This is a genomic window from Pseudonocardia xinjiangensis, assembly GCF_012911925.1.
Taxonomy (GTDB): Bacteria; Actinomycetota; Actinomycetes; order Mycobacteriales; family Pseudonocardiaceae; genus Pseudonocardia; species Pseudonocardia xinjiangensis.
Genome location: NZ_JAAXKY010000030.1, coordinates 1 through 25,851, shown reverse-complemented (window position 1 = coordinate 25,851; position 25,851 = coordinate 1). Strand labels below are relative to the sequence as shown.

Here is a 25,851-nt window from a genome sequence, read left to right as displayed (position 1 = left end):
TCCGGTGCGGGGCGAAGTTGATGCCCACCGGGACACCGCCCGGCCGTGGTGCCGGGAGTGCCGACCGCGACGATCCTCGCCCAAAGAGGAATGCGATCAGAATCGATAGGATGGCGTTGTGAGATATGCGATCGCGATTCCGCAATTCTACTCGGATGGCTCGTTCGACCCGGGTGCCTTCCGGGAGTACCTGGTGCGTGCGGAGGAGGCCGGGTTTCACAGCGCGTGGACGCAGGAGGCCGTGTTCGGCACGCGTCCGCTGCTCAGCCCGATGGAGGTGATGACCTTCGCCGCCGCGTGCACCGACACGCTCCGGCTGGGCTGCACCGTGTTCGTGTCCACGCAACACATTCCGGCGCAGCTGGCGAAGAGCACGAGCAGCCTGGACCAGCTGTCCCGGGGACGGCTGGAAGTCGGGGTCGGCTCGGGTGGGAAGAACCGGCCGTACGCGGCGTTCGGCATGCGGCCCGACCGGTACCTGGCCCGGTTCACCGAGGGCGTCCAGCTGATCAAGCAGCTCTGGACGGAGGAGGGCGTCGAGCACGACGGCGAGTTCTGGCAGCTCTCCGGCGCGACCATCTCGCCCCGGCCGTTCCAGAAGCCGCACCCGCCGCTGTGGTTCGGCGGCAGCGGGCCCACGGCGCTGCGGCGGGCCGTCGAGCTGGGCACCGGGTTCTTCGGTGCGGGCTCGGTCCCGACGGTGACGTTCGCCGACCAGGTGCGGTCCGTCCGGTCGCAGACCGAACGGCCGGACTTCGAGATCGCCAAGCGCGTCTACATCGCCATCGACGCCGACGCCGGCCGGGCGCGGGAGCGGGTCAACGCCGAGCTGACGGCGGTGTACGGCGGCCTGTCGCCCGCCGTCGAAGCGGCCGCGATCGCCGGTACTCCGGAGGACTGCGTGCGCGCGGTGCGCCAGGTGATCGAGGCCGGCGCCGAGCTCATCCTGTTCACCCCGCTGTACGACCAGCCCGAACACCTGGACCTGATCGCCGAGGAGATCATCCCGGCACTGGCCTGAAGCCTGGAGCGCCGGATGACAAACACATCCTGGATGCTGTCCATCGACATCCCCGGCGTGCTGCGAGGCGTCAGTGTCCGGTGGTCGGGTCCTCGCGGTCGTCGGTGAGGACACGGCTGTAGTCGTCGGCGGCCACCCAGGGGCTGACCGCGGCGTGCCGGGTGCCGACCGCGAGATCGCGCCAGAACCGGCCCAGCGGGTACCCCGGGGCGAAAGCGCTGGAGCCGTTCAGGTCGAGGAGCTTATCCACCGCCAGCCGGCAGTCCTGCACCGCGGCCATCAGCTGCATCCGGGCGTGGGCGAACTCGACGCGCGAGACGGGGTGGCCCCGCTCGGCGGTGTCCAGCACGTCGGCCACGCCGAGCGTGCGTTGTTCCGCGGTGCGGACGAGGTGGGCGGCGTCGGCGAAGATCCGGCGTGCCGACGGCGACTCGGTCCGGCGCCGGTAGGCGGTGCCGAACACCGGACGGTCGGCCGTCATGACGGGCTCGACCACACCGAGCGCCCCCATCGCCGCGCCGAGCAGCGGGGAGACGGTGTGCAGCGCGACCTGCGCCCGGCGCGCCTCAGGAGGCGGGAGCGGTGTGCCGTCCGGACCTCGGGGTGGGGCCATCAGGAAGGCGTCCGGCACGAACACGTCGTCGGCCACGAGGGTGTGGCTGCCCGTGCCCCGCAGGCCGGTGACCCCGTCCCAGGTGCGTTCGATCGTCAGTTCGTCGGTGGGCAGCAGCACCAGGTGGGGCCGGCCGGCCGGCTCGTCGTCGAGCACGGCTGCTCCCACCATCGTCCAGGGGGAGTCCAGGCAGCCCGAGGCGTAGGGCCAGCGTCCGGTGATACGGGTTCCGCCGGGGACCGTCCGGGCGTGCCCGGCGGGTTTGGCGGTGCCGCTGATCGACACGTGCGGATCGGTGTAGAAGGCCTTCTGGGCGTCCGCGGTCATCCAGTCGGTGAACATCGATTTGGCGGTCGCCGACACGGCCGCGAGCCACGACGTCGACGGGCACCCGGCGCCCAGCTCCGCGAACACCCGCACCATCGTGCGGTTGTCGGCATCGAGCCCGCCGAACCGGGCCGGGGTGGTCACGGCGAACGCGCCCACCCCGCGCGCCGCGGCGAGGCTCTCCGTCGTGGGTCTGCCGCGCTCCTCCGTGGCCGCCGCGTTCGCGGCGAGGACCGCGCGAGCCCTCCGGGCCGGCTCCCACGGATCAGCGGTGTCCGCGGCCTGGGTGGCATGCAGGTCAGTCGACACGATTCTCCTTCAGAAAGAACAGGTCGTGAGCGATCACGATCTCGACCAAACCAGCAGCCGGGGGCACGGGACCATGCGTGAGCTGCCCCGGTTCATACGAGTCCGTACACCTTTGACGGCACGACCCTGCGATGTCGGTCCCTGCAATGTCGGTTGCCGGTCGGGGGTGCGCCTGGGACGCTCGCTCTCCGAATTGATCCGATCACAGGTGCGGATGGTCCGGCGGATACCGCGCCCGAGCCGTGTGGGTGCGGCGTGAGCACGGTCGCCGGGGCCCGGGTGGGGGACTGCTGATGCGCGAGCGGATCGTCGCCCCGCTGCGCTCCCGCGCTTTCCGGTGGGTCTGGGGCGGCGAGGGTCTGTCGATGCTCGGCGACTGCGCCTTCGACGTCGCCTTCATCTGGCTGGTGCTGCAGGTGACCGGTTCGCCCGTGGCCCTGGCCGGGGCGATGCTGGCGCAGGCGATCCCGCGGGCTGTGCTGATGCTGCTCGGCGGCGCCATCACCGACCGGTTCTCGCCGCGCACGGTGATGCTGGTGTCGCACCTGACCCGCGGGGCCGCGGTGGGCGCGCTGGGCCTCGTCGCCGCGATCGGCGACGTGGCGGTCTGGCAGCTGTTGCTGCTCGCCGCCGTGATGGGCGCGGCCGAGGCGTTCTTCTGGCCGGCCAGCGGGAGCATCCTGCCGTCCCTGGTGGCCGCGCGCGACCTGCCGCGGGCCAACGCGCTGGTCGGCCTGGCCGAGCAGGTGGCGCGGCTGGCCGGTCCGGTGCTGGGTGGCCTCGCGGTCGCCGGGGCCGGCCCGGCGCTGGTGTTCCTGCTCAACGCCGTCACCTTCTTCGTGGCGGCGGCGACGCTGCGGGCCGCACCGCGTGCGCCGCGCGACCCGGCCGAGGCGGCGACGTCGGTGACGGCGATCCGGGACGAGATCGTCTCCGGGTTCCGGTACGCCGGGCGGAGCTGGGAGATCCGGGTCGTGTTGCTGCTGATCAGCGCGGCGACGCTGAGCTACAGCGGGCTGTTCGCGGTGGGCCTGCCGGCGCTGGCCGGTACCTTCCCGCAGGGTGCGCTGGCGCTCGGCCTGCTGCTGTCCGCCTGGGGCCTCGGGCAGCTCCTCGGCACGGTGGGGGCCGGCATCACCGGGCTCCCTGCCCGCTGGGGCATTCTGATCATCGGCGTGACCCTGTGCGAGGGGGCCGCTTTCGCCGGACTGGGCTTCCTGCCGAACCCGTGGGCCGCCGCCGCCCTGCTGGTGGTGCTCGGCATCGGTGTCGCCTACTCCACCGACGTCGCGCTGCCCACGTTCGTCCAGACCCGGACGCCGGGCGAGCTGCTCGGCCGGGTGAACAGCATCCTCAACGCGCCGCGGGTGGTGCTCGAGCCGCTGTCGCTGGCGCTGATGGGCGTGGTGGTCGCGATCGACGTCCGGTGGGGTTTTGCGATGGCCGCCGTACCGATGCTGGCGGTCGGCCTCACCCTGCTGGCCAGCCGGAACGCCCGGCAGTTGCGCATGCCGACCGCCGCGGCCGGGGGCACCGGGCCGGCCGCCTCCTCCGTCCCGGTCGAGTCCGAGACGTAGGAGGCGGCTGCGGAGAAAGGGAATCGCGGAGAGGCGACGGCCTACTTCTCGGGACCAACCGCATTCAGCTCGCCGATATGCCGCTCGACGATGCGGTGGGTCTCAGCGGCGAAAGCCTTCAGCTTCGGGTTCGAACTGGACTCGGCCTCCTTGGCGAAGGCTGCTCCGTCCTTGGCGTGGATCGCCTTCATGTCGCTCAGGTAGGCGGCATCGAAGGCCGGCCCGGACAAGGCCTTGAGCCCGGTCAGCTCCTTCTGGAATTGCGTGTTCAGTCTGTCGCCGGTCCGGATTCCGGCGTCCGCGGCGATGGATGTGAGCTTGTCGCCGACAAGTAGATGATCATGGGCCTCGGTCACGCCCTGGTCCCGGATGTCCTGACTGCCTCCCTGGTCGGCGGCCGCCTGGCCGGCCATCACCTCGAACAGGCCACCCTGGCCGACCATCGCGATGAAGCCGCGATCGGCAGGGGAGACATCATTCGGCGAACCGGCGATACCCAGGGCAGATGCGACAGCCAGCCCGGCGGCAATAACGGTTGTGATCATGTCGGAATCCTAGTCCTCGAAACGCGGATCGTGATCTTGCCGGAGTGGTTGTTCGTGATTGTTCCGGACGCGGGGCGGCCATTGGTGAGCCTCGTCCGTTGTGTCGAATTTCGACGACCACGTGCCGGCACTGTGAGCGGACGAGTGGGGACAATGACGGGGTGCAGATGATTTGCGCTCGCGGCTAGTGTTGTGCTGGACGGATGTTCAGCGAGCAAGGGGTCGGTCATCACCGTTATCGCGATCGAGGAGCACTGGACCACGCCGGAGCTGACGGCGGCGCTCGACGGCCTCCCGGAGGAGCAGCGGGACGACAGCCTGGCGCTCAACGGGCTGGGCGACGCCCGCGTCCGGCTCGAGGACATCGGCGACGCCCGGATCGCAGCGATGGGCGAGCAGGGCATCGACGTCCAGGTCATCTCCCTCGCTCCGCCGGCGACGGGCCCGCTGCGTCCTGCCGACGCGGTCGCGCTCAGCCGGAGAGCGAACGACATCGCGGCAGAGGCGGTCCGGCGCCACCCGTCGCGCCTGCGCGCCATGGCCACGCTGCCGATGGCCGACCCGGGCGCCGTCGTCGGAGAGCTCGAGCGGGCGGCCGGGCTCGGGCTCGTCGGTGCCATGGTCTACGGCCGTACGGGTGCGACGGCACTCGACGACCCCCGTTACGACGACCTGTTCGCAGCCGCCGCGGCGCTCCGCCTGCCGATCTTCATCCACCCCCAGATCCCACCGCGCGCGGTCCGCGAGGCCGCGTACTCCGGATTCGACGAGATGACCGAGCTCGGCCTCGCGACGTTCGGGTGGGGGTGGCACCTCGAGGCGGCGGTCGCGGCGCTGCGCCTGATCGTCCGCGGCACGTTCGACCGTCACCCCGACCTGCAGATCGTGCTCGGACACTGGGGCGAGCTCCTGCCCTTCTGGTCCGACCGGACGAACAGCCTGGCTCGCATCGCGGGGCTGCAGCGATCGGTGTCGGACACCATCCGATCGAACATCCACCTCACGTGCTCGGGCATGCTCAGTCCCGCGCTCCTGCATCACGCGCTCGAGGTCACCACGATCGATCGGCTCCTGTTCTCGACCGACTACCCGTTCCAGCACCCGACCGCGGCGGACCTGTCGCAGTTCCTGGGCGAGTTCGCGAGCGATGAGGACCGGCAGAAGTTCACCGCCGGCAACGCGCGGCAGCTGTTCGACATCCAGCTCTGACGAACGGGAATCCGGACCACTCGCCTCATTCGCCGTGTCCGGAGGTGAAGCCGGCGAGCAGGTGCGAGAGCAGCTGCGCGGGCGCGTCCTCCTGCAGAAGGTGGCCCGCATCGTCGATCCAGTGCAACTCGGCGTGGAGGATCCGTTCCTGCAACCAGGTGCCGTACTCCGGGGGCAGGATGCGGTCCTCGCGCCCCCAGAGCAGCTTCACCGGCACGGCGATCTCGGCGAGCTTGGCCTCATAGGGTTTCGTGTCGGACTCGGAGAGCTGGCGGTACTGCCGGTAGTACGCCGCTTGTCCTTCCGGCCCGAGCCAGGGGGCGAGGTGGGCCTTGAGCACCTCCGGACGGAACCCCAGGTGGGTCGCGTTGTCGAGGTGGCTGGTGACGAGGGACTCGTGCGCGTAGCCGGGGAGCTCGTCGAAGACCTCGGGGTGGGTGCGGATGAGCGCGAACAGACCCCGTTCCCACGCCCCGCCGCTGACCGCGTCGAAGATGGTGAGGTCGCGGTACGCGGCCCCGTCGAGGAGCAGGGCGCGCAGGACGATGGCGCCGCCGATGTCGTTGGCGACGACGCTGGGGGCGCTCAGCTCCCAGTGGGCGAGCAGCTCCACGAATCGGCGAGCCTGCGTGGCCAGCGTGAGGTCCTGGCCCTCTTTCCGGTCGGACTGCCCGTAGCCGAGATGGTCGAAGACGAAGACGGTGCGCTCCAGGGCGAGTGCCGGTGCGATGTCTCGCCAGAGAAACGAGGAGTAGGGCGTGCCGTGCACCAGGACGATCGGATCCGGCCCGTCGCCGAGCCGTGCCCACCGGATGACTCCGCCATCAGTCTCGAACTCCTCGGACAATGTCCAGGTCACCGCATGTCCTCCCGCCGACAGCGACCGAAGCGCTGCTCGTCGAGCACATACCCGACCTTCCCGCGAACGACACTGGCCCGAGCATCCCCTTCAGCGGTCTCGCCGGACGAGCAGGCGGGCGAGCTCGTGCAGGTCGCTGACGGCCGCCGGTTCGGTGCCGTCCCCGCCGACCGGGAGCAGGTCGAGAGCATCCGCCACGAGCGCGTCGGCCTTCGTCCGGCACCACGCGCGGCCGCCGGCGTGCTCGACGAGCGCGGCCGCCCTCGACACGTCGGCGTCGGACAGCTCGGCGTCGCCGCGGTAGAGCGCGGCGAGCTCGCGGCCGGCCGGCCGGCCGGAGGTGAGGGCGACGATCACCGGCAGCGACTTCTTGCGGCGGCGCAGGTCGCTGCCGGCCGGCTTGCCCGTGGTCCGCGGATCGCCCCAGATACCCAGCAGATCGTCCACGACCTGGAACGCGAGCCCGATGTCGCGCCCGAAGCGCCGCAGGCGGGCGACCTCGTCCGGGCGCCCGCCGCCGAACAGCGCGCCGAGCGAGCACGCACAACCCAGCAGGGAGCCCGTCTTGGCCTCGGCCATGTCGAGGCACTCCGCCAGCCCGACGTCGGTCCGTCGCTCGAACGCGAGATCGGACATCTGGCCCTCCACCAGCTCCTGGACGGTGGTGGTCAACATGCGCACGCCCTGCCCCGCCGCCGGGTGCCCGCTACCGGCGAGCACGTCGGCCGCCAGCGCCAGCAGCGCGTCGCCCGCGAGGATCGCCGGACCGATGCCGAACACGGACCACGCCGTGGGGCGGTGGCGGCGGGTCGGGTCGCGGTCCATGACGTCGTCGTGCAGCAACGAGAAGTCGTGCACCAGCTCGACGGCGACCGCGGCCGGCACGGCGTCCTGGACCTGTCCGGCGCCGGCGACGCCGGCCGACAGCAGCGCGAGCGCGGGCCGGACGGCCTTACCGCCGCCGTCGGGCACGGGCGTTCCGTCGGCGTCCCACCACCCCAGGTGGTAGCCCGCGACGTGCCGGACCGAACCGGGCAGCGAGTCGATCGCGGCGCGCTGGGCGGGCGTGACGGTGTCGCGGCACGCCGCGAGGACGGCCGCGACCGGCCGGTGTCCGGTGTCGGTGGGTGACCGGCCGGCCGTGTCCTCCGTCGCGGCGCCCCCGGAGCCGACCGTGGTCACCGGCCCAGCTGCACGTTCTCGAGGACACCCAGCGCGTCCGGCACCAGCACCGCCACCGAGTGGTAGGCGCTGACCTGGTAGGTCAGCACGGCGCGCTCGTCGATGCCGGTGAAGCGCACCGTGACGCCCGGCTCCAGCTGGTCCGGCAGCTCGTCGGGCCGCAGCCCGATGACGCCCTGGTCGTCGGCGCCGGTCCGCATCTCCAGGATCGATCTGGTGCCGTCGGCGGCGATCGGGATCTTGTCCGACGGCAGCACCGGCACGCCGCGCCACCCGGCGTGCAGCCGGCCGTCGACGAGCACCGGGGCCGGGTAGACGCCCCGGCGGTTGCACTCGCGGTGGAACGCGGCGATCGCCTTCGGGTGCGCGAGGAAGAACGCCGTGCTGCGCCGCCTGCTCAGCAGCTCGTCCATGTCGCCGGGGCCGGGTGGCCCGCTGCGGGTCTGCACCCGCTGGGCCAGCGCCACGTTGTGCAGCAGCCCGAAGCCGGGGTTGGTGAGCAGCTCCAGTTCCTCGCGTTCGCGCAGCTCGTGGATCGTGAGCCGCAGCTGCTGCTCGGTCTGGTTCTGCGGCTTGTTGTAGAGGTCGGCGACGCGGGTGTGGACCCGCAGCATCGCCTGCGCGACGCTCAGCTCGTACTCGCGCGGCTGCAGCTCGTAGTCGACGAACGTCCGCGGGAGCACCGCCTCGCCCGTGTGGCCGGCCGCGATCTCGACGGGCGCCTCGCCGTACCTGTTCGCTGCGGGCGCCGCTGCCGCGTTCCGCTCCAGGTGCTCGCGCAGGCCGGCCGCGGCGCCGAGGTACCCGTCGAGCGCGGCGCGGCCGAGCACCAGCACCACGCCACGGGTGGCGGCCGTGAGCGTGGCAGGCCAGACGGCGTCGCGGCCGGTGAGCAGCTCCGCACCGGCGATGTCACCGTCGGCGAGCACCCCGAGCACGGCCGGGTCGCCGTAGGGGCCGGCGCCGAGCCTTCTGATCTTGCCGTGCGCCACCAGCACCAGCTCGTCGACCGGCTGCCCCGCCGTGGCGAGGACCTGCCCGGCCTGCACCTCCCGCTGCGTGAACAGCCCGGCGAGGCCGGCCAGGGTGGACTCGTCCGTGACGCCGCGCAGCGCCCCGATCTCCCGCAGCTCGGCGGGGATGACCGTGACGGCGGAGCCGGTCTGCGCGAACGTCACGCGCCCGTCGCCGACGACGCTCGTCAGGCGGCGGTTGAGCCGGTAGGCGCCGCCGCTCACCCCTTGCCACGGCAGCATCCGCAGGAGCCAGCGCGGGGTGATGCCCCGCATCTGAGGGGCGGTCTTGGTGGTGGTCGCAAGCCGGCGTGCCGCCTCGGTGTGGAGGCTCGTGGCCATCGTCGCGTCGGCGACGTCGGGCGTCTCGGTGACCGTCATCGCCGCGTCAGTCCTCGCGCCCGACCTCGACGTCCTCGAGCACGGCGAGCGCGTCGGGGACCATCACGGCGACCGAGTAGTAGGCGCTGACCAGGTAGGACGCGACCGCCTTGTCGTCGATCCCCATGAAGCGCACGTTCAGGCCGGGCTGGTACTCGTCGGGGAGCCCGGTCTTCCTGCGGCGGCTCGCCGGTGGGGGAGCGGTGGCGTCCGAGGTCCACCAGCACCGGGTGATGCACGAGCTGGACACCGCGGCCCAGGACTACGCGATCTTCCTCAACGACCTGTTCTCCTACCAGAAGGAGATCGAGTACGAGGGCGAGATGCACAACATGGTGCAGGTCGTGGAGACGTTCCTGGGCGTCGACCGCAACCGCGCCGCCGCGGTCGTGGCAGAGCTGATGAAGGCCCGGATGGAGGAGTTCGAGCTGCTCGTCGAGCACGACCTGCCGGCGATGTTCGACGAGCTCGCCCTCGACGCCGCCACCCGGGCCGTCCTGGTCGACCACGTCGCCGGCCTGAAGGACTGGCTCTCCGGCATCCTCGAGTGGCACCGCCGGTGTGCGCGCTACACGGAGGCCGAACTGCAGCGCAGCCGCGTGCCGACCACGCCGTCCGGTCTCCCGCTCGCACCGGTCGGGCTGGGCACGTCGGCGGCGCGGGTCTTCGCCGGCAGCGGCAGGTGATCCGGCTGACACGCCGAGCGCGCGGGTACCGGCGTCCGCCCGGCCGCCGGTACCGCGATCTGACCCGGCGCTACGTCCGGTACCGGAACACGATCCGGCCCCGGTTCAGGTCGTACGGGCTGAGCTCGACGAGCACCCGGTCGAGCAGCACGATCTTGATGTAGTGCTTCCGGATCTTCCCGCTGATGTGCGCGAGCACCTTGTGCCCGTTCTCGAGCTCCACCCGGAAGGTGGCGTTGGGCAGGCAGTCGACGACGGTGCCCTCGACCTCGATGGCTCCTGCTGCCTTCGTCATACGCCACGCACCATTTCCACGGCGCTGCTCACGCGCTGCGCACCGATGCCCTCGAACAGCGCCGCCGCCGCGCTGTTGCGCTCGTCCACCTCGGCCGACGCCGCCTCGACCCCGCGACGGTGCAGCGCACCCAGCACCTCGGCCAGCATCGCCCGGGCGATGCCGCGGCGGCGCAGACCCTCGCGGACCGCGACCAACCCGATCCGCGCGTGCCTGCGGCGGGCCACCACCCGGACCAGCCCCACGTACCGATCGCCAGCCTCGGCCACCGCGTACATCGACGGGTCCATGGGAGCCCCGTCCGGCCGGGCCGGTACCTCGACCGGCATCGAGTCCCAGCCCACGCGGGCGTCGACCTCGGCGCGGACCGCCTCGTAGACCTCGCGCAACGCGGGCTCCCGCGCCGCACCGAGGCCCAGGATCGTCACGTCCGACGGCGCCTGCGCGGTGTCGAGCCCGGTGACCAGCGGGTCGGTGGCGACGAGGTACTCCTGTTCCCGACGCCGGACGGTGAGGCCTGCCCGCTCCCAGCGGGCCGTCAGGTCGTGGTCGGCCTCGTCGACCATCGTGTGCAGCGGGCTCGGCAGGTCCGCCAGCATCGCGGTCGCGAGCCGGTCGAAGACCGCGCCGTGCCAGGTGTCGATGCTGAGGAAGACGCGGCCGTCGGGTCGGCGGGATGCCTCGCTGTGGCCGATCACCACGCCGTCCTCCACGGCCCGCCACCGCAGGTCGTCGAACCGGGTGATCACCGCGTGCGTGCCGACGGTCGGGGGTGCGCCCGCGCTGAAATGCACGGAGTCCATAGGTTGTGCCCTCTCAGAAGTGCCTGGTGGGAGGCGCTCCTGGCGACACCTGCGTCAGTCGCCCGATCGTGACGGAGAGGGGAGCACCCACGTGCGTTCAACGAGCATGGGTCTCACCTCCACCGGCCGGGTCGCGATCGCGGGCACGGTATCAGCGCGGGCACGCTCGGCCGCCACGGATTTTTCCCGAGAAAGTTCGGAGTGGTCGTCGAAATCCGGTGGGGCCACCCGAAGGACGGGTTGAGGGCCGGATCAACCGGCCCCCCGGCAGAGGGAGCCCCCATGCGACGCATCATCGCCTCGACCTACACGACGCTCGACGGATTCATCGACAACCCGCACGAGTGGTCGCTGTCGTACAACGACCCCGGCGCCCAGCAGTGCGCACTGGATCTCACTCTCGGTGCGGATGCTCTCCTGCTCGGCCGGGTGACGTACGCCGGGATGGCCCAGGCGTGGCCGCACATGGGCGGCAACCCGTACGCCGACCATGTCAACAAGATCGAGAAGTACGTCGTCGCCTCGGAGCCGGTGGACGTCGAGGCCTGGGGTCCGACCACCGTCATCGCCGGCGATGACGTCCTCGGAGCGGTCGAGCGACTGAAGCGGAGCGTCGGCCAGGACATCCTGATCTGGGGCAACGGTCGACTGACCGACGCCCTGGCCACAGCCGGGCTGCTCGACGAGTACCGCGTCTGGGTCTACCCCGTCATCAAGGGCAGTGGCGAGCCGCTGTTCCGGCCCGAGAGCCGCACCGGCCTCGAGCACATCGGCACCACGACCTTCGAGTCCGGTGTGGTCGTGCTGTCCTACCGCGTCACCGCAGCGTGAAGGAGAACGAGATGAACACCGACGTCACCGCCTACATCGCCCGCACGAAGCCCTGGCAGGCAGAGGTCTGCAACGCCCTGCGCGAGACCGTCCACAGTGGCCTGGAGGTCGAGGAGGTCCCTCAGTACGGCAAGCCGCATTTCGTGCAGGAGGGGAGGAACATCGCGGTGCTGCACGTAGCCGCCGCTAAGGTCTCGTTCATGGTCTTCGACGCAGGGGACGTCGAACCAGTACCGGGCCTGCTCCGCTCCCTCGGATCCGGCGACCGCAAGGTCGTCGACATCCGGGAGGGCGAGTCCGCCGATCTCCCGTTCATCGCCGATCTGCTGCGCCGCACTGCCGGCCACAACAAGTAGGAGGAACCACCTGTGCGCGTGATGGTGATCACCAAGGGCGATGGTGCCGACGAAGGCAAGGGACAGCCGACGACGGAGATGTTCGAGAAGATGCGGGCCTTCAACGAGCAGCTGGTCAACGCCGGCATCATGCTCGGCGGCGAAGGCCTCCAGCCCAGCGGCGCCGGAGCGAGGGTCGCGTTCTCGAACGCGGGGACCTCGGTCGTCGACGGCCCGTTCACCGAGTCCAAGGAAGTCATCGCCGGCTACTGGATCTGGGAGGTCAGCTCCCTGGCGGAGGCTGTCGAGTGGGCCAGGCGTTGCCCGTTCGACGCCGCGTACGGCGAGACGCAGGTCCTGGAGATCCGGCCCCTGTTCGACATGGCCGACTTCGCCGAAACCGTGGACGGCGAGACCCTCGCCCGCAGCGAGGAGCTGCACGACCGGGCCTCGACCGAGTCGAGCCCGTCTCACGGCTGACCGGTGGAACTCCGGGATTCGGTCGACGCGCTCTGGCGGATCGAGGCGCCGCAGCTGATCGCCACGCTCGCCCGGCGCATCGGAAACCTCGACATCGCCGAGGACATCGCCTCCGAGGCGTTCGTCGCAGCCCTGGCGCAATGGCCCGTCGAGGGGGTGCCACCCTGGCCGGGCGCGTGGTTGATGACGACGGCATGGCACAAGGCGATCGACCGGGCCCGGCGCGAGGAGACGGCACGCACGAAGGCGCCGCTCCTCGTCGCCGGGCAGGACGGCGCGCTTCCCGACGTCGCCGCAGAGGCCCTCGACCCGATCCCGGACGACCTGCTCACCATGGTGTTCACCACCTGCCACCCGGTGCTGCCGCCCGAGTCCCGGGTCGCCCTGACCCTGCGGCTGTTCGGAGGCCTGACCACCGACGAGATCGCCCGGGCGTTCCTCGCTCCCTCATCGACCATCGGCCAGCGGATCTCCCGCGCGAAGCGCACGCTGGCCGGAGCCCGCGTGCCGATCGAGGCACCATCGGCCGACGAACTGCCTGGGCGTCTCCACGCCGTTCTCGAGGTGCTGTACCTGGTGTTCAACGAGGGCTACTCGGCCTCCTCCGGCGAGAGCGTCGTCCGCGCGGACCTCGCGGTCGAAGCCATGCGGATGGGACGGGTCCTGGCCGGGCTGCTGCCGTCCGAGGCCGAGGTCTTCGGCCTGGTCGCACTCATGGAACTGCAGGCCTCGCGGTTCCGTACCCGCACCGACGGGAACGGCATCCCCATCCAGCTCGAGCTCCAGGACCGCCGGCGCTGGGACCGAACCCTCATCGACCACGGCCTCGGCATGCTCGACCGCGCTTTCGGGCTGGCCCGGCCGCTCGGGCCCTACTGCCTGCAGGCCGCGATCTCCGCCTGTCACGCCCGCGCCCCCAGCTTCGCCGAGACCGACTGGGTGACGATCCTCGCGCTCTACGACGCGCTCGCCCAGATCACCGCCTCACCGGTGGTCGAGCTGAACCGCACCGTCGCCGTTCTCCACGTCGACGGCCCCGAAGCCGCACTCATCGCCACCGAGCCACTCACCTCCGACCGCAGATTGGCCGGCTACCACCTCCTGGGCGCCGTCCGCGGCGACCTCCTCACCCGCCTCGGCCGCCGTCACGAAGCAGCCGCCGAACTCGAGCGGGCCGCCGACCTCGCACCCACGAAGCAGGAGCGACAGCTCCTCCTCGACCGCATGGCTGCAGCACTCAACGTCACCGGTGACTGAGCGAACCTGCTGCAGCTGGAGACCTCGCCGAGGGCTTCGGGATCGGCACCCGCACCGCATCCCATTGCCGGAACGCTAGGAGCGGAAGGTCGTCAGCAGCTGCCGCACCTCCCGGCTGACGCGGTCCGGGTCGACGCCCAGCCCGACCAGGGCCTGCGTTGCGACCGTCTCGCCCTCGCCCTCGCCCTCGCCCGCGCGCACGAGGCTGAGCAGGACGTGCTCGGTGCCGACGTAGCTCTGGCCGATCCGCTGGGCCTCGTCCAGCGAGCGCTCCAGCACCTCCCTGGCCCGCGGCCCGAGCGGGACGTCCCCGCTCGGCGCCCGCCGGCCCCGGCGGACGATCCGCTCCACCTGCTCGCGCAGAGCCTCAAGGGTGATCCCGAGGGATTCGAGGACCTGAGGGGCGACCCCGTTGCCCTCACTCAGGAGGGCGAGCAGGACGTGCTCGGGGCCGACGTGGTCGTGGTCGAGCATCCGGGCCTCGTCCTGGGCCAGGGCGACGACGCGCTTGGCCCGGTCGGTGAACCTGTCCGCCCCCGCGAACCCCTTGATCATCGGGAACTCCTCCTCATCCACCGGCACCGAGCGCACGAACAGTTCGAACGCGTCGTCGTGCACGACGAGCCGCGGCCCTCCAGGACCCAGGTCGGGGAACACGCCGTCGAGGTGGTGGGTGACCAGCCGGCTGAGCGCCATGCTGTACTTCGCCGTCGTGGCCGGTCCGGGCATGCGGATCCCGAGCTCGTCCCGGCCGGGCCAGGACTGGACCTCGACGCCCGGGGGCAGCGCGCCCGCCACCGAGTCGGCGTCGGCGGTGAGGACCGGGAGCTTCGCGAGCCAGTGCGGCCCGTCCGCGGTCATGCTGTCGGCCGACTGTCGGGGCGTCTCGGCGGCCGGGGTCTTCCAGGCGGTGCCGGTTTGCTCCAGGCCGCGCGCGGCGGCCACTCCGCGCAGCCGGCGCACGGTGTCGTGGAACGACCGGTGCGCCCGGTCCCAGTCGTACCACCGCTCGTCGACGACGTGGCCCTCCCGGGTCCCGGCCTCGGCGTGCGGCACCGGGGCCGACAGCACAACCTGGCCGGCGAAGCGATCGGTGCGCACCTCGGGCCAGGACGTGAGGAGACTGCGGGCCTCGCCGATCGCCTGGTCCTCGCGGCGGCGCCGGCGCTCCACCGCCTCCGCATGGTCGTGCAGCATCGCCCCGGCGCGATCGAGGTTGTCGAGCGCCCGTCGGACGTCGCGGACAGCGAGACCGGCCTGGCGCAGGGTCGTCACGAGCACGGCCTGCTCCACCTGGTGCATCCCATACGAGCGGTACCCGGTCTGCTCGTCGACCGAAGCCGGTACGAGCAGGCCCTGGGAGTGGTAGAAGCGCAGCGTCTGCGGCGGCAGGCCGGACACGGCGCTGAACTCGCCGATGGAGAAGTCCACGGCGTCCAGCATGGGGCTTGCAGCAACTACAAGGTCAAGGCGGTGGTGATGGGGAGCGCCGGATCGCGGGAACGTCGGCCGCGACGGCCGTGTTCTGGCGGACGGTTCGGGGAAGACGGAGGCGGTGCTGCGTCTGGTGCATGAAGGTGCGACATGCACGTGGATCCATCCCGCGGAATCCACTCGACAGTACCTGATCTTGTGTCCGAGGGGGGACTTGAACCCCCACGCCCGTTAAAGGGCACTAGCACCTCAAGCTAGCGCGTCTGCCATTCCGCCACTCGGACAAGCTGCGTGACCTCCCGGTCGCGCGAGGAAGAGGATAGCTCACGCGCGCCGAGGCTCCGCGCCGGGACCTCCGGTGGTAGGAAGATCGGCGTGACCAGCGATATCGCAGCCGAGGACGAGGTCGTCGAGCTGGCTTCGGAACTCATCCGGATCGACACGACCAACACCGCCGACCCCGACACGACGGTCGGGGAGCGGGAGGCCGCGGAGTACGTGGCGGCGAAGCTCACCGAGGTCGGGTTCGAGGTCGAGGTGGTCGAGTCGGGCGGCCCGCGGCGCGACAACGTGATCTGCCGGCTCAAGGGCGCCGACCCGGAGCGGGGGGCGCTGCTCGTGCACGGGCACCTCGACGTGGTGCCGGCCGACCCGTCCGAGTGGTCGGTGCACCCGTTCTCGGGCGCTGTCCAGGACGGCTACGTGTGGGGTCGCGGCGCCGTGGACATGAAGGACATGGTGGCGATGACGATCGCGGTCGCGCGCCGGTTCAAGCGCGACGGCGTGGTGCCGCCCCGGGACATCGTGTTCGCCTTCCTGGCCGACGAGGAGGCCGGCGGACGGCTCGGGGCCCAGTGGCTCGCCGCGAACCGGCCCGACCTGTTCGAGGGCTGCACCGAGGCCGTCGGTGAGGTGGGTGGGTTCTCCCTGACCCTCGCCGAGGACCGGCGCGTGTATCTCATCGAGGCCGCCGAGAAGGGCATCGCCTGGATGCGGCTGCAGGCCCGCGGGAGGCCCGGCCACGGGTCGTTCCTCCACGACGACAACGCCGTCACCAAGGTCGCGGAAGCCGTCGCCCGGCTGGGCAACCACAAGTTCCCGCTGGTGCTCACCGACACCGTCCGCGCGTTCCTCGAGCAGATGGCCGAGCTCACGGGGCTGGAGTTCCCGGAGGACGACCTGGAGGGGGCGATCGCGAAGCTCGGGCCGCTCTCGCGGATCGTCGGCGCCACGATCCGCGACACCGCCAACCCGACGATGCTCTCGGCCGGCTACAAGGCCAACGTCATCCCCTCGTCGGCCGAGGCCGTGGTCGACTGCCGCGTCCTGCCGGGGCGAGAGGAGGCGTTCCTCCGCGAGGTGGACGAGCTGCTCGGCCCGGACGTGACCCGGGAGTGGGTGACCAACCTGCCGGCGGTGGAGACACCGTTCGGTGGTCCGCTCACCGATGCGATGGCCGCCGCGCTGCGCACCGAGGACCCCGGCGCCGTCACCGTGCCGTACATGCTCTCCGGTGGGACCGACGCGAAGTCGTTCCAGGACCTGGGCATGAACTGCTACGGCTTCGCCCCGCTGCGGCTCCCGCCGGACCTGGACTTCGCCTCCCTGTTCCACGGCATCGACGAGCGGGTGCCGGTCGACTCGCTGAAGTTCGGTGCGCGCGTGCTCGACACCTTCCTGAGGAGCTGCTGATGGATCTGACGGGCAAGGCGGCTCTGGTCACCGGAGGGGCGTCGGGGATCGGCGCCGCCGCGGTGCGCAGGCTCGCCGCCGCGGGGTCCGTCGTCGCGGTCGCCGACCGGGACGAGGCCGGGGCGCGGGCGCTCGCCGAGGAGGTGGGCGGGCTCGCCCTGCCCGGCGACGCGTCGGACCCGGACACGATGACGATGGCCGTCGACGTGGCCGAGGACGCGTTCGGCCGCCTCAACATCGTGCTGCTCAACGCGGGCGTCACCGCGGGCCAGTCGGGCATCGAGAACCTCGACCTGGCCGCGTACCGGCGGATCGTCGGGGTCAACATCGACCACGTGGTCTTCGGGCTGACGGCGGCCGTGCCGGCGCTGCGCCGGGCGGGCGGGGGCACCATCGTCGCCACGGCGTCGCTGGCCGGGCTCGTCGCCATGCCCGGCGACGCGCTCTACACGATGACGAAGCACGCCGTGGTGGGGTACGTCCGCTCCGCGGCGCCCACGCTGGCGCCGGAGGGGATCCGGGTGAACGCGGTGTGCCCCGGCTTCGCCGACACCCCGCTGATCGCGAAGGCGAAGGACCGGTTCGGGGACTTCCCGCTGCTCAGCGCGGAGGACGTCGCCGGCGCGATCGAGGCGGTTCTCGAACGCGGCGAGCCGGGGGAGTGCTGGTTCGTCCAGCCCGGCCGCGAGCCCGCGCCGTACGCCTTCCGCGGGGTACCGGGCCCGAAGAGCGGCACCCCGCCCCCCGAAGACGTGACGTGGAAGGACCACTAGCGAGCCAGGGAAGCACTCCCGAGGTTCAGGAAAGCCACTTTCAGGCCCTCCCAGTACAGGAAAGTGGCTTTCCTGAACCGGCTAGACCGAGAGCTCCGGGAGCATCCTCGAGCTGCGCCGCCGCCGCAGCCACACCTTGCGGACGCCTCCCGGGTAGAGCCGCACGCGCGAGAGCTCCCAGCCACCGAACTCGGCCTGGATCGCCAGTCGCACCGCCGCGGTCATCCGGGACACGTCACCGGGTAGCTGGACCGGGCGGTACTCCCAGTCCCCGTCGATCGAATCCTCCTCGACCATGCCGGTCGGGCCGCCTCGCTCCACCGGCTCACCTCCCGCCAGCTCGTCCGTCCGACACCCCACGTCGGGGTGAACACCGGGTGGAATTCCCCACACCATAGGCGTGGCCGCGATGCCGTGCCAGGTCCCGGCAGCGGTCATGCAGGCGCGCTCACGTCGTCGAGCGCCGAGCGGATCTCCGCGGGCAGCACCACCGACTCGGCGGCCAACGAGGCCGACAGCTGCGCGGCGTCCCGGGCCCCCACGACGGCGGCGGCGACCCCGGGCCGGTCGCGCACCCAGGCCAGTGCGACCGAGAGCGGGGAGGTGCCCAGCCCGTCGGCCGCCGTGAGCACCGCCTGCACGATCCGGGCCGAGCGCTCGTTGCGCCGCGCCTCCACGTAGGGCGCCAGCGTGGGCGACGCGGCGCGGGAGTCGGCCGGGGTGCCGTCGGCGTACTTGCCGGTGAGGACGCCGCGGCCGAGCGGCGCCCAGGCCATCAGCCCGACGCCGTGGTGCTGCGCGGCGGGGAGCAGTTCGGCCTCGACGTCCCGGGCCAGCAGCGAGTACTCCACCTGCGCCGACACCGGAACCGTGATGCTGCCCAGCGCGCGCCCGCGCTCGGCCACCGTGGCGAGCTGCCACCCCTTGGGCGCGACGAGCCCGCAGTAGCGCGCCTTCCCGGCCATCACGGCCACCTGCACCGCGGAGAGCGTCTCCTCCAGCGGGACGTCGGCGTCGAAGCCGGGCAGCTGCCACAGGTCCAGGTGGTCGATGCCGATGCGGGCGAGGGTGGCGTCGAGAGCCGCGAGCAGCGCGCCGCGGGCGGCACCGTCCCCGAGAGGGCCACCGGGCAGCGTGGCGCGGCCGGCGATGACCAGGTCGTCGCGCGGCACGGCGGAGGTGAGCACCTCGCCCAGCGTCGCCTGGGCGGCGCCGTCGCCGTAGCCGTCGGCGGTCTCCACGAGGGTGCCGCCCGCGTCGACGAACGTGGCGAGCTGAGCGGCCGCGCCGTCGACATCGGTGTCGGCACCCCAGGTCATGGTGCCGAGGCCGATCTGCGACACCTCCAGTCCGCTGCCCCCGACCCGTCGCCGCCGCACGGGAAGAGCCTAAGCGGGCGACTCGGAAGGGTGTCGGTACGGTCCCGCGCGTGACTTGGCTGGAAGTGCTCGTTCTCGGTGTTGTGCAGGGTTTGACGGAGTTCCTCCCGATCTCCTCGTCAGCGCACCTCAGGATCATCTCGGAGGTTTTCTTCGGGCGTGATGCCGGTGCCGCGTTCACGGCAGTGACGCAGCTGGGCACCGAGGCCGCCGTGATCGTCTACTTCGCCAAGGACATCGGTCACCTGGCCGTCACCTGGTTCCAGGGCCTACGTGACCCGTCCGTCCGCAATACCCCGGACTACCGGATGGCGTGGCTCGTGATCATCGGCACGATCCCGATCGGCCTGCTCGGGGTGCTCCTGGAGGACCAGATCCAGACCGCGGCCCGCAACCTCTGGCTCATCGCGACCACCCTCGTCGTCTTCGGGCTGCTGCTCGGCCTGGCCGAGCGGCTGGGCAAGCAGCGCTACGAGCTGAAGCACATGGGCGTTACGGACGGCGTGCTGCTCGGGTTCGCGCAGGCGATGGCGCTGGTCCCGGGGGTCTCCCGCTCCGGCGGCACGATCACCGCCGGGCTCTTCCTCGGCTACACCCGGCCCGCGGCTGTGCGCTACTCGTTCCTGCTCGCGATCCCGGCCGTGGTCGCGTCCGGCCTGTTCCAGCTCCCCGACGTGTTCTCCGGTGACGGGCCCAGCCCGCTGCAGATGACCGTGGCCACCGTCATCGCGTTCGTCATCGGCTACGTGACGATCGCCTGGCTGCTGCGCTATGTGGAGCGTCACAGCATCTACGTGTTCGTCTGGTACCGGGTGGTGCTGGGCGCGGTGTTGTTCGTCGCGCTGAGTGCCGGTTGGCTCGCAGCCACCTGAGAGCAGGCGGCTGTTCCACGTAGGCTCGCTGATCGTGACCACCCTGATCCTGCTCCGCCACGGCCGGTCGGCGGCCAACGCCGCCGGTGTCCTCGCCGGCCGCACCCCCGGCGTGGAGCTGGACGAGGTCGGCCAGACGCAGGCGCAGAAGATGGTCGACCGGCTGGCGGGCGTGCCGCTGGCGGAGATCGTCTGCTCGCCGATGGTGCGCTGCGAGCAGACGGTCGCGCCGCTGGCGAAGGACCGCGGGCTCACACCGGTGTCGGAGCCCGAGCTCGCGGAGGTCGACTACGGCTCGTGGACCGGGGCCGAGCTGAAGACGCTCTTCAAGGAGCCGTTGTGGAAGGTGGTGCAGGCGCACCCCTCCGCCGCGGTGTTCCCCGGCGGCGAGGGCCTCGCGGGGATGCAGGCCCGCGCGGTGGCCGCCGTGCGCAGGCACGGGGCGCGCATCGCCGCCGAGCACGGGCCCACCGCGGTCTGGCTGGCCTGCACCCACGGTGACGTGATCAAGGCGGTGCTGGCCGATGCGCTGGCCACCCACCTGGACAACTTCCAGCGCATCGTCGTCGACCCGAGCTCGATCAGTGTCGTGCATTACACCGACACCCGCCCGTTCGTCGCGCGTGTGAACGACCTCGGCGGCGACGTGGCCGGGCTGATCCCGCCCAAGCCCAAGCGCCGGCGCAAAACGGCCGCCCGCAGCTCCGACGCGGTGGTGGGCGGGAGCACCGGCGGCTGACCCACGAGGACGTGCCGAGCGCGCCGACGTGGCCTACTCTCGATGTCGCCATGTCACGCGTCATCCATGTCTTCCGCCAGCCCGAGCGCTTCGTCGCCGGGACCGTTGGCGAACCCGGCGACCGCTCCTTCTACCTGCAGGCCATCGAGGACGCGCGCACCATCAGCGTCCTCCTGGAGAAACAGCAGGTGTCGGTACTCGCCGACCGCATCAGCGCGTTGCTCCAGGAGGTGGCTCGCCGCTTCGGCGACGAGGTACCCGACGAGGGGGGCGGCAACGACCTCGACCCGCTCGCGGTGCCGCTGGAGGAGGAGTTCCGCGTCGGCACCATGGGCCTGGGCTGGGACGCCGACTCCCGCTCCATCGTCGTCGAGCTGCTCGCCGTCACCGATGAGGAGATCGACGAGTCCGTCGTCCTCGACGACACCGAGGAGGGCCCCGACGCGCTCCGCGTGTTCCTCTCGCCGGTGCAGGCCCGCGCGTTCGCCGACCGCGCCGAGCGGGTCGTGTCCGCCGGCCGGCCGCCGTGCCCCCTCTGCGCCGAGCCGCTCGACCCCGAGGGCCACGTGTGCGTGCGGCTCAACGGCTACCACGAGCGGTCCCCGGTAGCGGACTGACGAAGAGACCGACCTGACGCACGTGGAACCTCGTGACCCGGCTGTGCCGGAACTGCTCCGGCGAGGCCGGATAGAGATCACCGGACGACTCGTCGACGCCTCCAACGCCACCCTGTTCGGCACGATCAGCAGCAACGGGCTCGAGGCGCAGTGCGTCTACAAGCCGGTGCGCGGCGAGCGTCCGCTCTGGGACTTCCCGGACGGCACGCTCGCCGGGCGCGAGGTGGCGACGTACCTGGTGTCCGAGGCCGCGGGGCTGCACGTCGTGCCGCCGACGGTGCTGCGCGAGGGCCCGTTCGGGCCGGGCATGGTGCAGATCTGGGTCGACACCGACGAGGAGCGCGAGCTCGTCGACGTGCGTGACCCGTCGGACGTGCCGGCGGGGTGGCTGAGGGTGCTGCGGGCCCGCGGCGACCACGGCGAGCCCGCCGTGCTCGTGCACGCCGACAGCGCGGAGCTGCAGGCGATGGCGGCGTTCGACGTGGTCACCAACAACGCCGACCGCAAGGGCGGGCACGTCCTCGCGGGCGTCGACGGCAACGTCTACGGCGTCGACCACGGGCTCTGCCTGCACACCGAGGAGAAGCTCCGCACCGTGTTGTGGGGCTGGGTGGGCAAGCGGCTTCCCGACCGGGTGGTCGAGGCGATGGAGCGGCTGCGTTCCGAGCTCGACGACGGGCTCTCCGACACGCTCGGCGAGCACATCACGCGCCGTGAGATGCGCACGCTGTCGGCGCGGGTGGACGCGCTGCTGGCCGACCCCTGCTACCCCGAGCCCTCCGGCTACGGCCCGGCCATCCCCTGGCCCGCCTTCTGACCACGCGTCCTGGGCGCCGTCAGCCGGGGTCCGATCGTGTCACCTTCGCCCGGCTCCGGACCGCGTACGGGGACTAGCGTCGGGAACGCCCCGGACGGCGTTCACCGAGGAGTCATCGTGGATATCGGTCTCCACCTCGCAGACCTCACGTTTCCGGCGGGAGCCCCCGGGCTCGCCGACGACCTGACGCGGATCGTCATGACGGCCGAAGATGTCGGCTTCGCGCGCATCAGCGTCATGGACCACGTCTGGCAGATCGGGACGATCGGGCCGCCCGAGCACGACATGCTGGAGGCCTACACCACGCTGGGCTTCCTCGCGGCGCGCACGTCGCAGGTGCAGCTCCTGGCCTGGGTCACGGCCGCCACCTACCGGGAGCCCGGGATGCTGGCGAAGCTGGTCAGCACGGTCGACGTGCTCTCCGGCGGACGCGCCTGGCTCGGCATCGGTGCCGGCTGGAACGCCGAGGAGGCGCGTGGCCTCGGGCTGCCGTTCCCACCCACCGCCGAGCGGTTCGAGCGCCTGGAGGAGGCCCTGCAGATCTGCCTGCAGATGTGGGGTCCCGCCGACGGCCCGTACGAGGGGCAGCACTACCGGCTCGAGCGGACGCTGAACGCCCCGCAGTCGCTGCGCCGCCCCCACCCGCCCATCCTGATCGGCGGCGGTGGGGAGCGGAAGACACTGCGGATGGTCGCCCAGTACGCGCAGGCCTGCAACCTGTTCGCGAACGCCGATCTCGAGCACAAGCTCGACGTGCTGCGGGAGCACTGCGAGGCGCTCGGCCGCCCGTACGACGAGATCGAGAAGACGGTGATGTTCCCCCTCGACCCCGGGGAGAAGGGCGAGAACGTCGACGCGATCCTCGAGCAGCTCCACCGCTTCGCCGAGCTGGGCATCGGTGAGGTCCACGGCCGGGTCGCCCGGGTGTGGGAGCTGGAGCCGCTGAAGCTGCTCGGACGTGAGGTCGTGCCGATCGCGGCGCAGCTCTGACACCGCGTCGAGGACCGTTCACACCGCGTTCGCGTCCCGGACGGAATGCCGGGGCAGCGGGCATGGTCGTGGTGGTGGAGGCGACGAGCCGGGCACTCCGCTCCGGCGGTACCGTCGCCAGGGGCTGACTGAGGGAGAACGATGACCGTGGCAGACGCGAAGAGCCGCATCGGGGTGACCGGGCTGGCCGTGATGGGGGCGAACCTGGCCCGCAACATCGCGCGGCGGGGCACACCGGTCGCTGTGCACAACCGGACATCGGCGCGCACCCGCGAGTTCATGGAGGCCTACGGCGACGAGGGCGCGTTCACGGCCACGGACAGCCTCGAGGACTTCGTGGCCGCCCTGGAGAAGCCCCGCCGCATCCTCGTCATGGTGAAGGCCGGCGCCCCGGTGGACGCGGTCATCGAGGAGATCTCCCCGCTGCTCGACGAGGGCGACATCATCATCGACGGCGGCAACTCGCACTTCCCCGACACGACCCGCCGCACGCGGGCCTGCGCGGAGCGCGGGCTGCGGTTCATGGGCGTCGGGGTGTCCGGCGGCGAGGAGGGCGCGCTCAACGGGCCGAGCATCATGCCCGGCGGCGACCCCGCGGCCTACGCCGAGGTCGAGGACATCTTCACCACCATCGCCGCGCAGGTGGACGACACCCCCTGCTGCGTGCACGTCGGGCCGGACGGCGCCGGGCACTACGTCAAGATGGTGCACAACGGCATCGAGTACGCCGACATTCAGCTCATCGCCGAGGCGTACGACCTGCTCACGCACGTGGCCGGGCTGGACGCCCCGGCGATCGGCAAGATCTTCGAGGAGTGGAACGCGGGCGACCTCGAGTCCTACCTCATCGAGATCACCGGCGAGGTCCTCCAGAAGACCGACGCGCGTACCGGCGGCCCTCTCGTCGACGTCATCGTCGACGAGGCCGAGCAGAAGGGCACCGGCCGCTGGACCTCGCAGGACGCCCTGGAGCTCGGCGTCCCGCTCACCGGCATCACCGAGGCCGTGTTCGCCCGCACGCTCTCCTCGCTGCGCAGCGAGCGCAAGGCGGCAGCCGGCACGCTGGCCGGGCCCGTCCCCGGCGCGGGGGAGGACCGGACCGACCTCGTCGAGGACATCCGCCAGGCGCTCTACGCCAGCAAGGTGGTGGCCTACGCGCAGGGCTTCGCGCAGATGCGCGCCGCGTCGAAGGCCAACGACTGGAACCTCGACCTCGGCGCCATGGCCACCATCTGGCGGGGTGGCTGCATCATCCGGGCCCGTTTCCTCAACCGGATCCGCGAGGCGTACGCCGAGCACGGCGACGTCGAGAACCTGCTGATGGTGCCGTACTTCACCGAGGCCGTGGCCGACGCGCAGGACGCGTGGCGGCGGGTCGTGGCCACCGCCACGCAGCAGGGCGTGGCGATCCCGGCGTTCTCGTCGTCGCTGTCGTACTACGACGGCTACCGCCGCGAGCGCGGCCCGGCCAACCTGATCCAGGGCTTGCGCGACTACTTCGGCGCCCACACCTACCGGCGCATCGACGCGGACGGCTCGTTCCACACCCGGTGGGGCCAGGACGGCACCGAGGTGCGCACCGACGCCTGACGGCCCGCGAGTCGCCCTTTCCGAGTGCGCGAGTCGCCCGTTTCCTGCTGCGGGCGGCCAGGGTGACAGCGTTGTGGTCCCGTGTTGCTGTTCCAGGGCGGGGCGTCAGCTCTCGAGCCGCCAGCCTCCGCACGCCTCCGGCGTTCCTCGCAGACCGCGTGGGTTCCTCGCAGATGCTGTGGGCCCTGCGAGGATCACACTCGCTCTGCGAGGACGTTCCGCGAGCGGGCGGCCGCGCTCCGGAGCTCGTGCGGCGGCGGACACTCGCGTCCTGTTCGCCCCGGTTCTCCGTATCTGCGATCGAGAGACGGACTCTTGTCCGCAGTCGCGGATATCCTGGACGTCGTGAGTGCCTTCGAGCGTGACGCCCCTGCCGCGGTGCGCCGATGGGCCTGACGGGGCGGCGGGCGGGCACCGGGGTGCTCGCGACCCCGCTCCCGTGGCTCGCGGCGCTGCTGGTCGCCTACCTGCTCGTGCCGATCGGGGCGTTCCTGGTGCGGCTGGCGGGGGCGTCCTCGGAGCAGCTGACCGTGCCCGGCATCGTCGACGCCCTGGGCGTCTCCCTGGTGAGCGCCAGCATCGCCACGGTGGTCATCGCCGTGGCCGGGATCCCGTTGGGCTACCTGCTCGCGCGGGCCCACGGCCGCGCCGCCGAGCTGCTCGGCGTGACGGTGCAGCTGCCGCTGGCGCTCCCACCGCTGATCAGCGGCCTGCTGCTGGTGTACGTCATCGGGCCCTACACCTCGCTCGGGCAGCTGTTCGACGGCCGGCTGACCGACGACCTCACCGGGGTGGTGCTGGCGCAGATCTTCGTGGCGGCCCCGTTCCTGATCATCGCCGCCCGCTCCGCGTTCGCGGCGCTGGATCCCGAGCTGGCCGACGTGGCCGCCACCCTTGGGCACGGCCCCTGGTCGCGGTTCGCGCGGGTCGCCCTGCCGGGTGCCTGGGCGGGCATCCGGGCGGGGCTGCTGCTGGCCTGGCTGCGCGCCTTCGGGGAGTTCGGGGCCACGGTGGTGCTCGCCTACCACCCGTACTCGCTGCCGGTGTTCACCTACGTCGAGTTCGGCAGCTCCGGGGTGGACACGACCATGGTCCCGGTCGCGGCTGCGCTGCTCGCTGCCGTCCTCGTGCTGGCTCTGAGCGGCGGAGCAGGACGGCGGCACCGCCGCCGTGCGGTCCGGATGACGCTCCCGGGGCCGCAGGCTCCGAGCGCCCGCCCGCCCGC

The 25,851-nt window shown here is 71.8% G+C and carries 27 protein-coding genes, 1 tRNA gene and 1 pseudogene; 17 read left to right on the top strand and 12 right to left on the bottom strand.

The genetic code is table 11. From position 1 onward, the window contains the following. The first annotated feature begins 118 nt into the window (after window positions 1-118). Window positions 119-1,021, top strand: a complete 903-nt coding sequence (locus HF577_RS11950; RefSeq protein ID WP_169395869.1) for an LLM class flavin-dependent oxidoreductase — start codon at window positions 119-121, stop codon at window positions 1,019-1,021. A gap of 70 nt (window positions 1,022-1,091) precedes the next feature. On the opposite strand, the gene HF577_RS11945 is transcribed toward HF577_RS11950, so the two are convergent. Next, window positions 1,092-2,270, bottom strand: a complete 1,179-nt coding sequence (locus tag HF577_RS11945; protein ID WP_169395868.1) for an acyl-CoA dehydrogenase family protein — start codon at window positions 2,268-2,270, stop codon at window positions 1,092-1,094. Between the two features lie 293 nt (window positions 2,271-2,563). Between HF577_RS11945 and HF577_RS11940 the strand changes: the two genes are divergently transcribed. After that, the gene (locus tag HF577_RS11940) at window positions 2,564-3,847 is read left to right on the top strand and encodes an MFS transporter (protein WP_169395867.1); all 1,284 of its coding nucleotides are present in this window, start codon (window positions 2,564-2,566) and stop codon (window positions 3,845-3,847) included. 41 nt (window positions 3,848-3,888) lie between these two features. Here the strand turns inward: HF577_RS11940 and HF577_RS11935 are convergent, their stop codons facing one another. Further along, on the bottom strand, window positions 3,889-4,392 hold the full coding sequence (locus HF577_RS11935) for a DUF4142 domain-containing protein (RefSeq protein WP_169395866.1): 504 nt from the start codon (window positions 4,390-4,392) through the stop codon (window positions 3,889-3,891). Between the two features lie 192 nt (window positions 4,393-4,584). Here HF577_RS11935 and HF577_RS11930 point away from each other — a divergent pair, with 192 nt between their 5' ends. Next, on the top strand, window positions 4,585-5,601 hold the full coding sequence (locus tag HF577_RS11930) for an amidohydrolase family protein (protein ID WP_312859091.1): 1,017 nt from the start codon (window positions 4,585-4,587) through the stop codon (window positions 5,599-5,601). A gap of 25 nt (window positions 5,602-5,626) precedes the next feature. Here HF577_RS11930 and HF577_RS11925 read toward each other — a convergent pair whose 3' ends face one another. From HF577_RS11925 to HF577_RS11910, 4 genes and pseudogenes are all read right to left on the bottom strand, one after another. Continuing rightward, window positions 5,627-6,460, bottom strand: coding sequence for an alpha/beta fold hydrolase (locus tag HF577_RS11925; protein ID WP_169395865.1), 834 nt, complete (start codon window positions 6,458-6,460; stop codon window positions 5,627-5,629). Window positions 6,461-6,550: 90 nt separating this feature from the next. Next, entirely contained in the window at window positions 6,551-7,642 is a 1,092-nt protein-coding gene (locus HF577_RS11920; protein WP_169395864.1) for a family 2 encapsulin nanocompartment cargo protein polyprenyl transferase, read from the bottom strand. Continuing rightward, window positions 7,639-9,036 carry a family 2B encapsulin nanocompartment shell protein gene (locus HF577_RS11915; RefSeq protein WP_169395863.1) on the bottom strand — a complete coding sequence of 466 codons (1,398 nt, stop codon included), beginning with the start codon at window positions 9,034-9,036 and terminating at the stop codon, window positions 7,639-7,641. Before HF577_RS11915 ends, HF577_RS11920 begins: the two co-directional genes overlap by 4 nt. Before the next feature lie 7 nt (window positions 9,037-9,043). Then, window positions 9,044-9,211: pseudogene (locus HF577_RS11910) on the bottom strand (Crp/Fnr family transcriptional regulator); the annotation flags it as partial. Here HF577_RS11910 and HF577_RS11905 point away from each other — a divergent pair. Continuing rightward, a complete protein-coding gene (locus HF577_RS11905; RefSeq protein ID WP_169395845.1) occupies window positions 9,162-9,722 on the top strand; it encodes a terpene synthase family protein in 561 nt (186 codons plus the stop codon). The pseudogene HF577_RS11910 and the gene HF577_RS11905 overlap by 50 nt on opposite strands. A 70-nt stretch (window positions 9,723-9,792) precedes the next feature. Here the strand turns inward: HF577_RS11905 and infA are convergent, their stop codons facing one another. Further along, the gene (gene infA / locus HF577_RS11900; RefSeq protein WP_169395862.1) at window positions 9,793-10,017 is read right to left on the bottom strand and encodes a translation initiation factor IF-1; all 225 of its coding nucleotides are present in this window, start codon (window positions 10,015-10,017) and stop codon (window positions 9,793-9,795) included. Continuing rightward, window positions 10,014-10,820 carry a GNAT family N-acetyltransferase gene (locus HF577_RS11895; RefSeq protein WP_169395861.1) on the bottom strand — a complete coding sequence of 269 codons (807 nt, stop codon included), beginning with the start codon at window positions 10,818-10,820 and terminating at the stop codon, window positions 10,014-10,016. Before HF577_RS11895 ends, infA begins: the two co-directional genes overlap by 4 nt. 282 nt (window positions 10,821-11,102) lie before the next feature. Between HF577_RS11895 and HF577_RS11890 the strand changes: the two genes are divergently transcribed. Genes HF577_RS11890 through HF577_RS11875 form a run of 4 tightly spaced genes read left to right on the top strand, consistent with a single transcriptional unit; the run spans window position 11,103 to window position 13,723 of the window. Continuing rightward, a complete protein-coding gene (locus tag HF577_RS11890) occupies window positions 11,103-11,651 on the top strand; it encodes a dihydrofolate reductase family protein (RefSeq protein ID WP_169395860.1) in 549 nt (182 codons plus the stop codon). Window positions 11,652-11,662: 11 nt separating this feature from the next. Continuing rightward, the gene (locus HF577_RS11885; RefSeq protein ID WP_169395859.1) at window positions 11,663-12,007 is read left to right on the top strand and encodes a DUF1801 domain-containing protein; all 345 of its coding nucleotides are present in this window, start codon (window positions 11,663-11,665) and stop codon (window positions 12,005-12,007) included. Between the two features lie 21 nt (window positions 12,008-12,028). Beyond that, entirely contained in the window at window positions 12,029-12,466 is a 438-nt protein-coding gene (locus HF577_RS11880; RefSeq protein ID WP_211174142.1) for a YciI family protein, read from the top strand. A gap of 3 nt (window positions 12,467-12,469) precedes the next feature. Next, a complete protein-coding gene (locus tag HF577_RS11875; RefSeq protein ID WP_169395857.1) occupies window positions 12,470-13,723 on the top strand; it encodes an RNA polymerase sigma factor in 1,254 nt (417 codons plus the stop codon). Window positions 13,724-13,798: 75 nt separating this feature from the next. On the opposite strand, the gene HF577_RS11870 is transcribed toward HF577_RS11875, so the two are convergent. Together HF577_RS11870 and HF577_RS11865 are read right to left on the bottom strand one after the other, a co-directional pair. Further along, on the bottom strand, window positions 13,799-15,154 hold the full coding sequence (locus tag HF577_RS11870; protein WP_169395856.1) for a Clp protease N-terminal domain-containing protein: 1,356 nt from the start codon (window positions 15,152-15,154) through the stop codon (window positions 13,799-13,801). A 202-nt stretch (window positions 15,155-15,356) separates the two neighbouring features. After that, a tRNA-Leu gene (locus HF577_RS11865) sits at window positions 15,357-15,441 on the bottom strand. 91 nt (window positions 15,442-15,532) lie between these two features. Between HF577_RS11865 and HF577_RS11860 the strand changes: the two genes are divergently transcribed. Together HF577_RS11860 and HF577_RS11855 are read left to right on the top strand one after the other, a co-directional pair. Further along, complete coding sequence (locus HF577_RS11860; RefSeq protein WP_312859090.1) at window positions 15,533-16,849, top strand: M20/M25/M40 family metallo-hydrolase; 1,317 nt, start codon at window positions 15,533-15,535, stop codon at window positions 16,847-16,849. Then, a complete protein-coding gene (locus tag HF577_RS11855; RefSeq protein WP_169395855.1) occupies window positions 16,849-17,622 on the top strand; it encodes an SDR family oxidoreductase in 774 nt (257 codons plus the stop codon). The genes HF577_RS11860 and HF577_RS11855 overlap by 1 nt, the downstream gene beginning before the upstream one ends. A gap of 81 nt (window positions 17,623-17,703) precedes the next feature. On the opposite strand, the gene HF577_RS11850 is transcribed toward HF577_RS11855, so the two are convergent. Both HF577_RS11850 and HF577_RS11845 read right to left on the bottom strand, forming a co-directional pair. Beyond that, window positions 17,704-17,919, bottom strand: a complete 216-nt coding sequence (locus tag HF577_RS11850; RefSeq protein ID WP_169395897.1) for a DUF5703 family protein — start codon at window positions 17,917-17,919, stop codon at window positions 17,704-17,706. Between the two features lie 137 nt (window positions 17,920-18,056). Then, window positions 18,057-19,001, bottom strand: coding sequence for an aldo/keto reductase (locus HF577_RS11845; protein ID WP_169395854.1), 945 nt, complete (start codon window positions 18,999-19,001; stop codon window positions 18,057-18,059). Window positions 19,002-19,051: 50 nt separating this feature from the next. Here HF577_RS11845 and HF577_RS11840 point away from each other — a divergent pair, with 50 nt between their 5' ends. From HF577_RS11840 to HF577_RS11810, 7 genes are all read left to right on the top strand, one after another. Then, window positions 19,052-19,873, top strand: a complete 822-nt coding sequence (locus HF577_RS11840) for an undecaprenyl-diphosphate phosphatase (RefSeq protein ID WP_169395853.1) — start codon at window positions 19,052-19,054, stop codon at window positions 19,871-19,873. A gap of 34 nt (window positions 19,874-19,907) precedes the next feature. Next, window positions 19,908-20,612: a histidine phosphatase family protein gene (locus tag HF577_RS11835; RefSeq protein ID WP_169395852.1), complete on the top strand. Its 705-nt coding sequence runs from the start codon at window positions 19,908-19,910 to the stop codon at window positions 20,610-20,612. Window positions 20,613-20,662: 50 nt separating this feature from the next. Beyond that, the gene (locus tag HF577_RS11830; protein ID WP_169395851.1) at window positions 20,663-21,229 is read left to right on the top strand and encodes a DUF3090 domain-containing protein; all 567 of its coding nucleotides are present in this window, start codon (window positions 20,663-20,665) and stop codon (window positions 21,227-21,229) included. A 22-nt stretch (window positions 21,230-21,251) separates the two neighbouring features. Beyond that, entirely contained in the window at window positions 21,252-22,046 is a 795-nt protein-coding gene (locus HF577_RS11825; protein ID WP_169395850.1) for an SCO1664 family protein, read from the top strand. A gap of 117 nt (window positions 22,047-22,163) precedes the next feature. Continuing rightward, window positions 22,164-23,036 carry an LLM class F420-dependent oxidoreductase gene (locus tag HF577_RS11820; RefSeq protein ID WP_169395849.1) on the top strand — a complete coding sequence of 291 codons (873 nt, stop codon included), beginning with the start codon at window positions 22,164-22,166 and terminating at the stop codon, window positions 23,034-23,036. Window positions 23,037-23,177: 141 nt separating this feature from the next. Continuing rightward, window positions 23,178-24,626, top strand: coding sequence for an NADP-dependent phosphogluconate dehydrogenase (gndA, locus tag HF577_RS11815; RefSeq protein ID WP_169395848.1), 1,449 nt, complete (start codon window positions 23,178-23,180; stop codon window positions 24,624-24,626). Between the two features lie 386 nt (window positions 24,627-25,012). Continuing rightward, the coding region (locus tag HF577_RS11810) for a molybdate ABC transporter permease subunit (protein ID WP_169395847.1) at window positions 25,013-25,851 on the top strand (839 nt) is incomplete at its 3' end.

Excerpts from the sequence above, each read along its gene's own strand:
- infA (WP_169395862.1), bottom strand. The coding sequence starts at position 10,017 with ATGACGAAGGCAGCAGGAGCCATCGAGGTCGAGGGCACCGTCGTCGAC.
- HF577_RS11895 (WP_169395861.1), bottom strand. The coding sequence starts at position 10,820 with ATGGACTCCGTGCATTTCAGCGCGGGCGCACCCCCGACCGTCGGCACG.
- HF577_RS11905 (WP_169395845.1), top strand. The coding sequence starts at position 9,162 with ATGAAGCGCACGTTCAGGCCGGGCTGGTACTCGTCGGGGAGCCCGGTC.
- HF577_RS11915 (WP_169395863.1), bottom strand. The coding sequence starts at position 9,036 with ATGACGGTCACCGAGACGCCCGACGTCGCCGACGCGACGATGGCCACG.
- HF577_RS11855 (WP_169395855.1), top strand. The coding sequence starts at position 16,849 with ATGGATCTGACGGGCAAGGCGGCTCTGGTCACCGGAGGGGCGTCGGGG.
- HF577_RS11885 (WP_169395859.1), top strand. The coding sequence starts at position 11,663 with ATGAACACCGACGTCACCGCCTACATCGCCCGCACGAAGCCCTGGCAG.
- HF577_RS11850 (WP_169395897.1), bottom strand. The coding sequence starts at position 17,919 with ATGGTCGAGGAGGATTCGATCGACGGGGACTGGGAGTACCGCCCGGTC.
- HF577_RS11890 (WP_169395860.1), top strand. The coding sequence starts at position 11,103 with ATGCGACGCATCATCGCCTCGACCTACACGACGCTCGACGGATTCATC.
- HF577_RS11830 (WP_169395851.1), top strand. The coding sequence starts at position 20,663 with ATGTCACGCGTCATCCATGTCTTCCGCCAGCCCGAGCGCTTCGTCGCC.
- gndA (WP_169395848.1), top strand. The coding sequence starts at position 23,178 with ATGACCGTGGCAGACGCGAAGAGCCGCATCGGGGTGACCGGGCTGGCC.
- HF577_RS11880 (WP_211174142.1), top strand. The coding sequence starts at position 12,029 with ATGGTGATCACCAAGGGCGATGGTGCCGACGAAGGCAAGGGACAGCCG.
- HF577_RS11940 (WP_169395867.1), top strand. The coding sequence starts at position 2,564 with ATGCGCGAGCGGATCGTCGCCCCGCTGCGCTCCCGCGCTTTCCGGTGG.
- HF577_RS11935 (WP_169395866.1), bottom strand. The coding sequence starts at position 4,392 with ATGATCACAACCGTTATTGCCGCCGGGCTGGCTGTCGCATCTGCCCTG.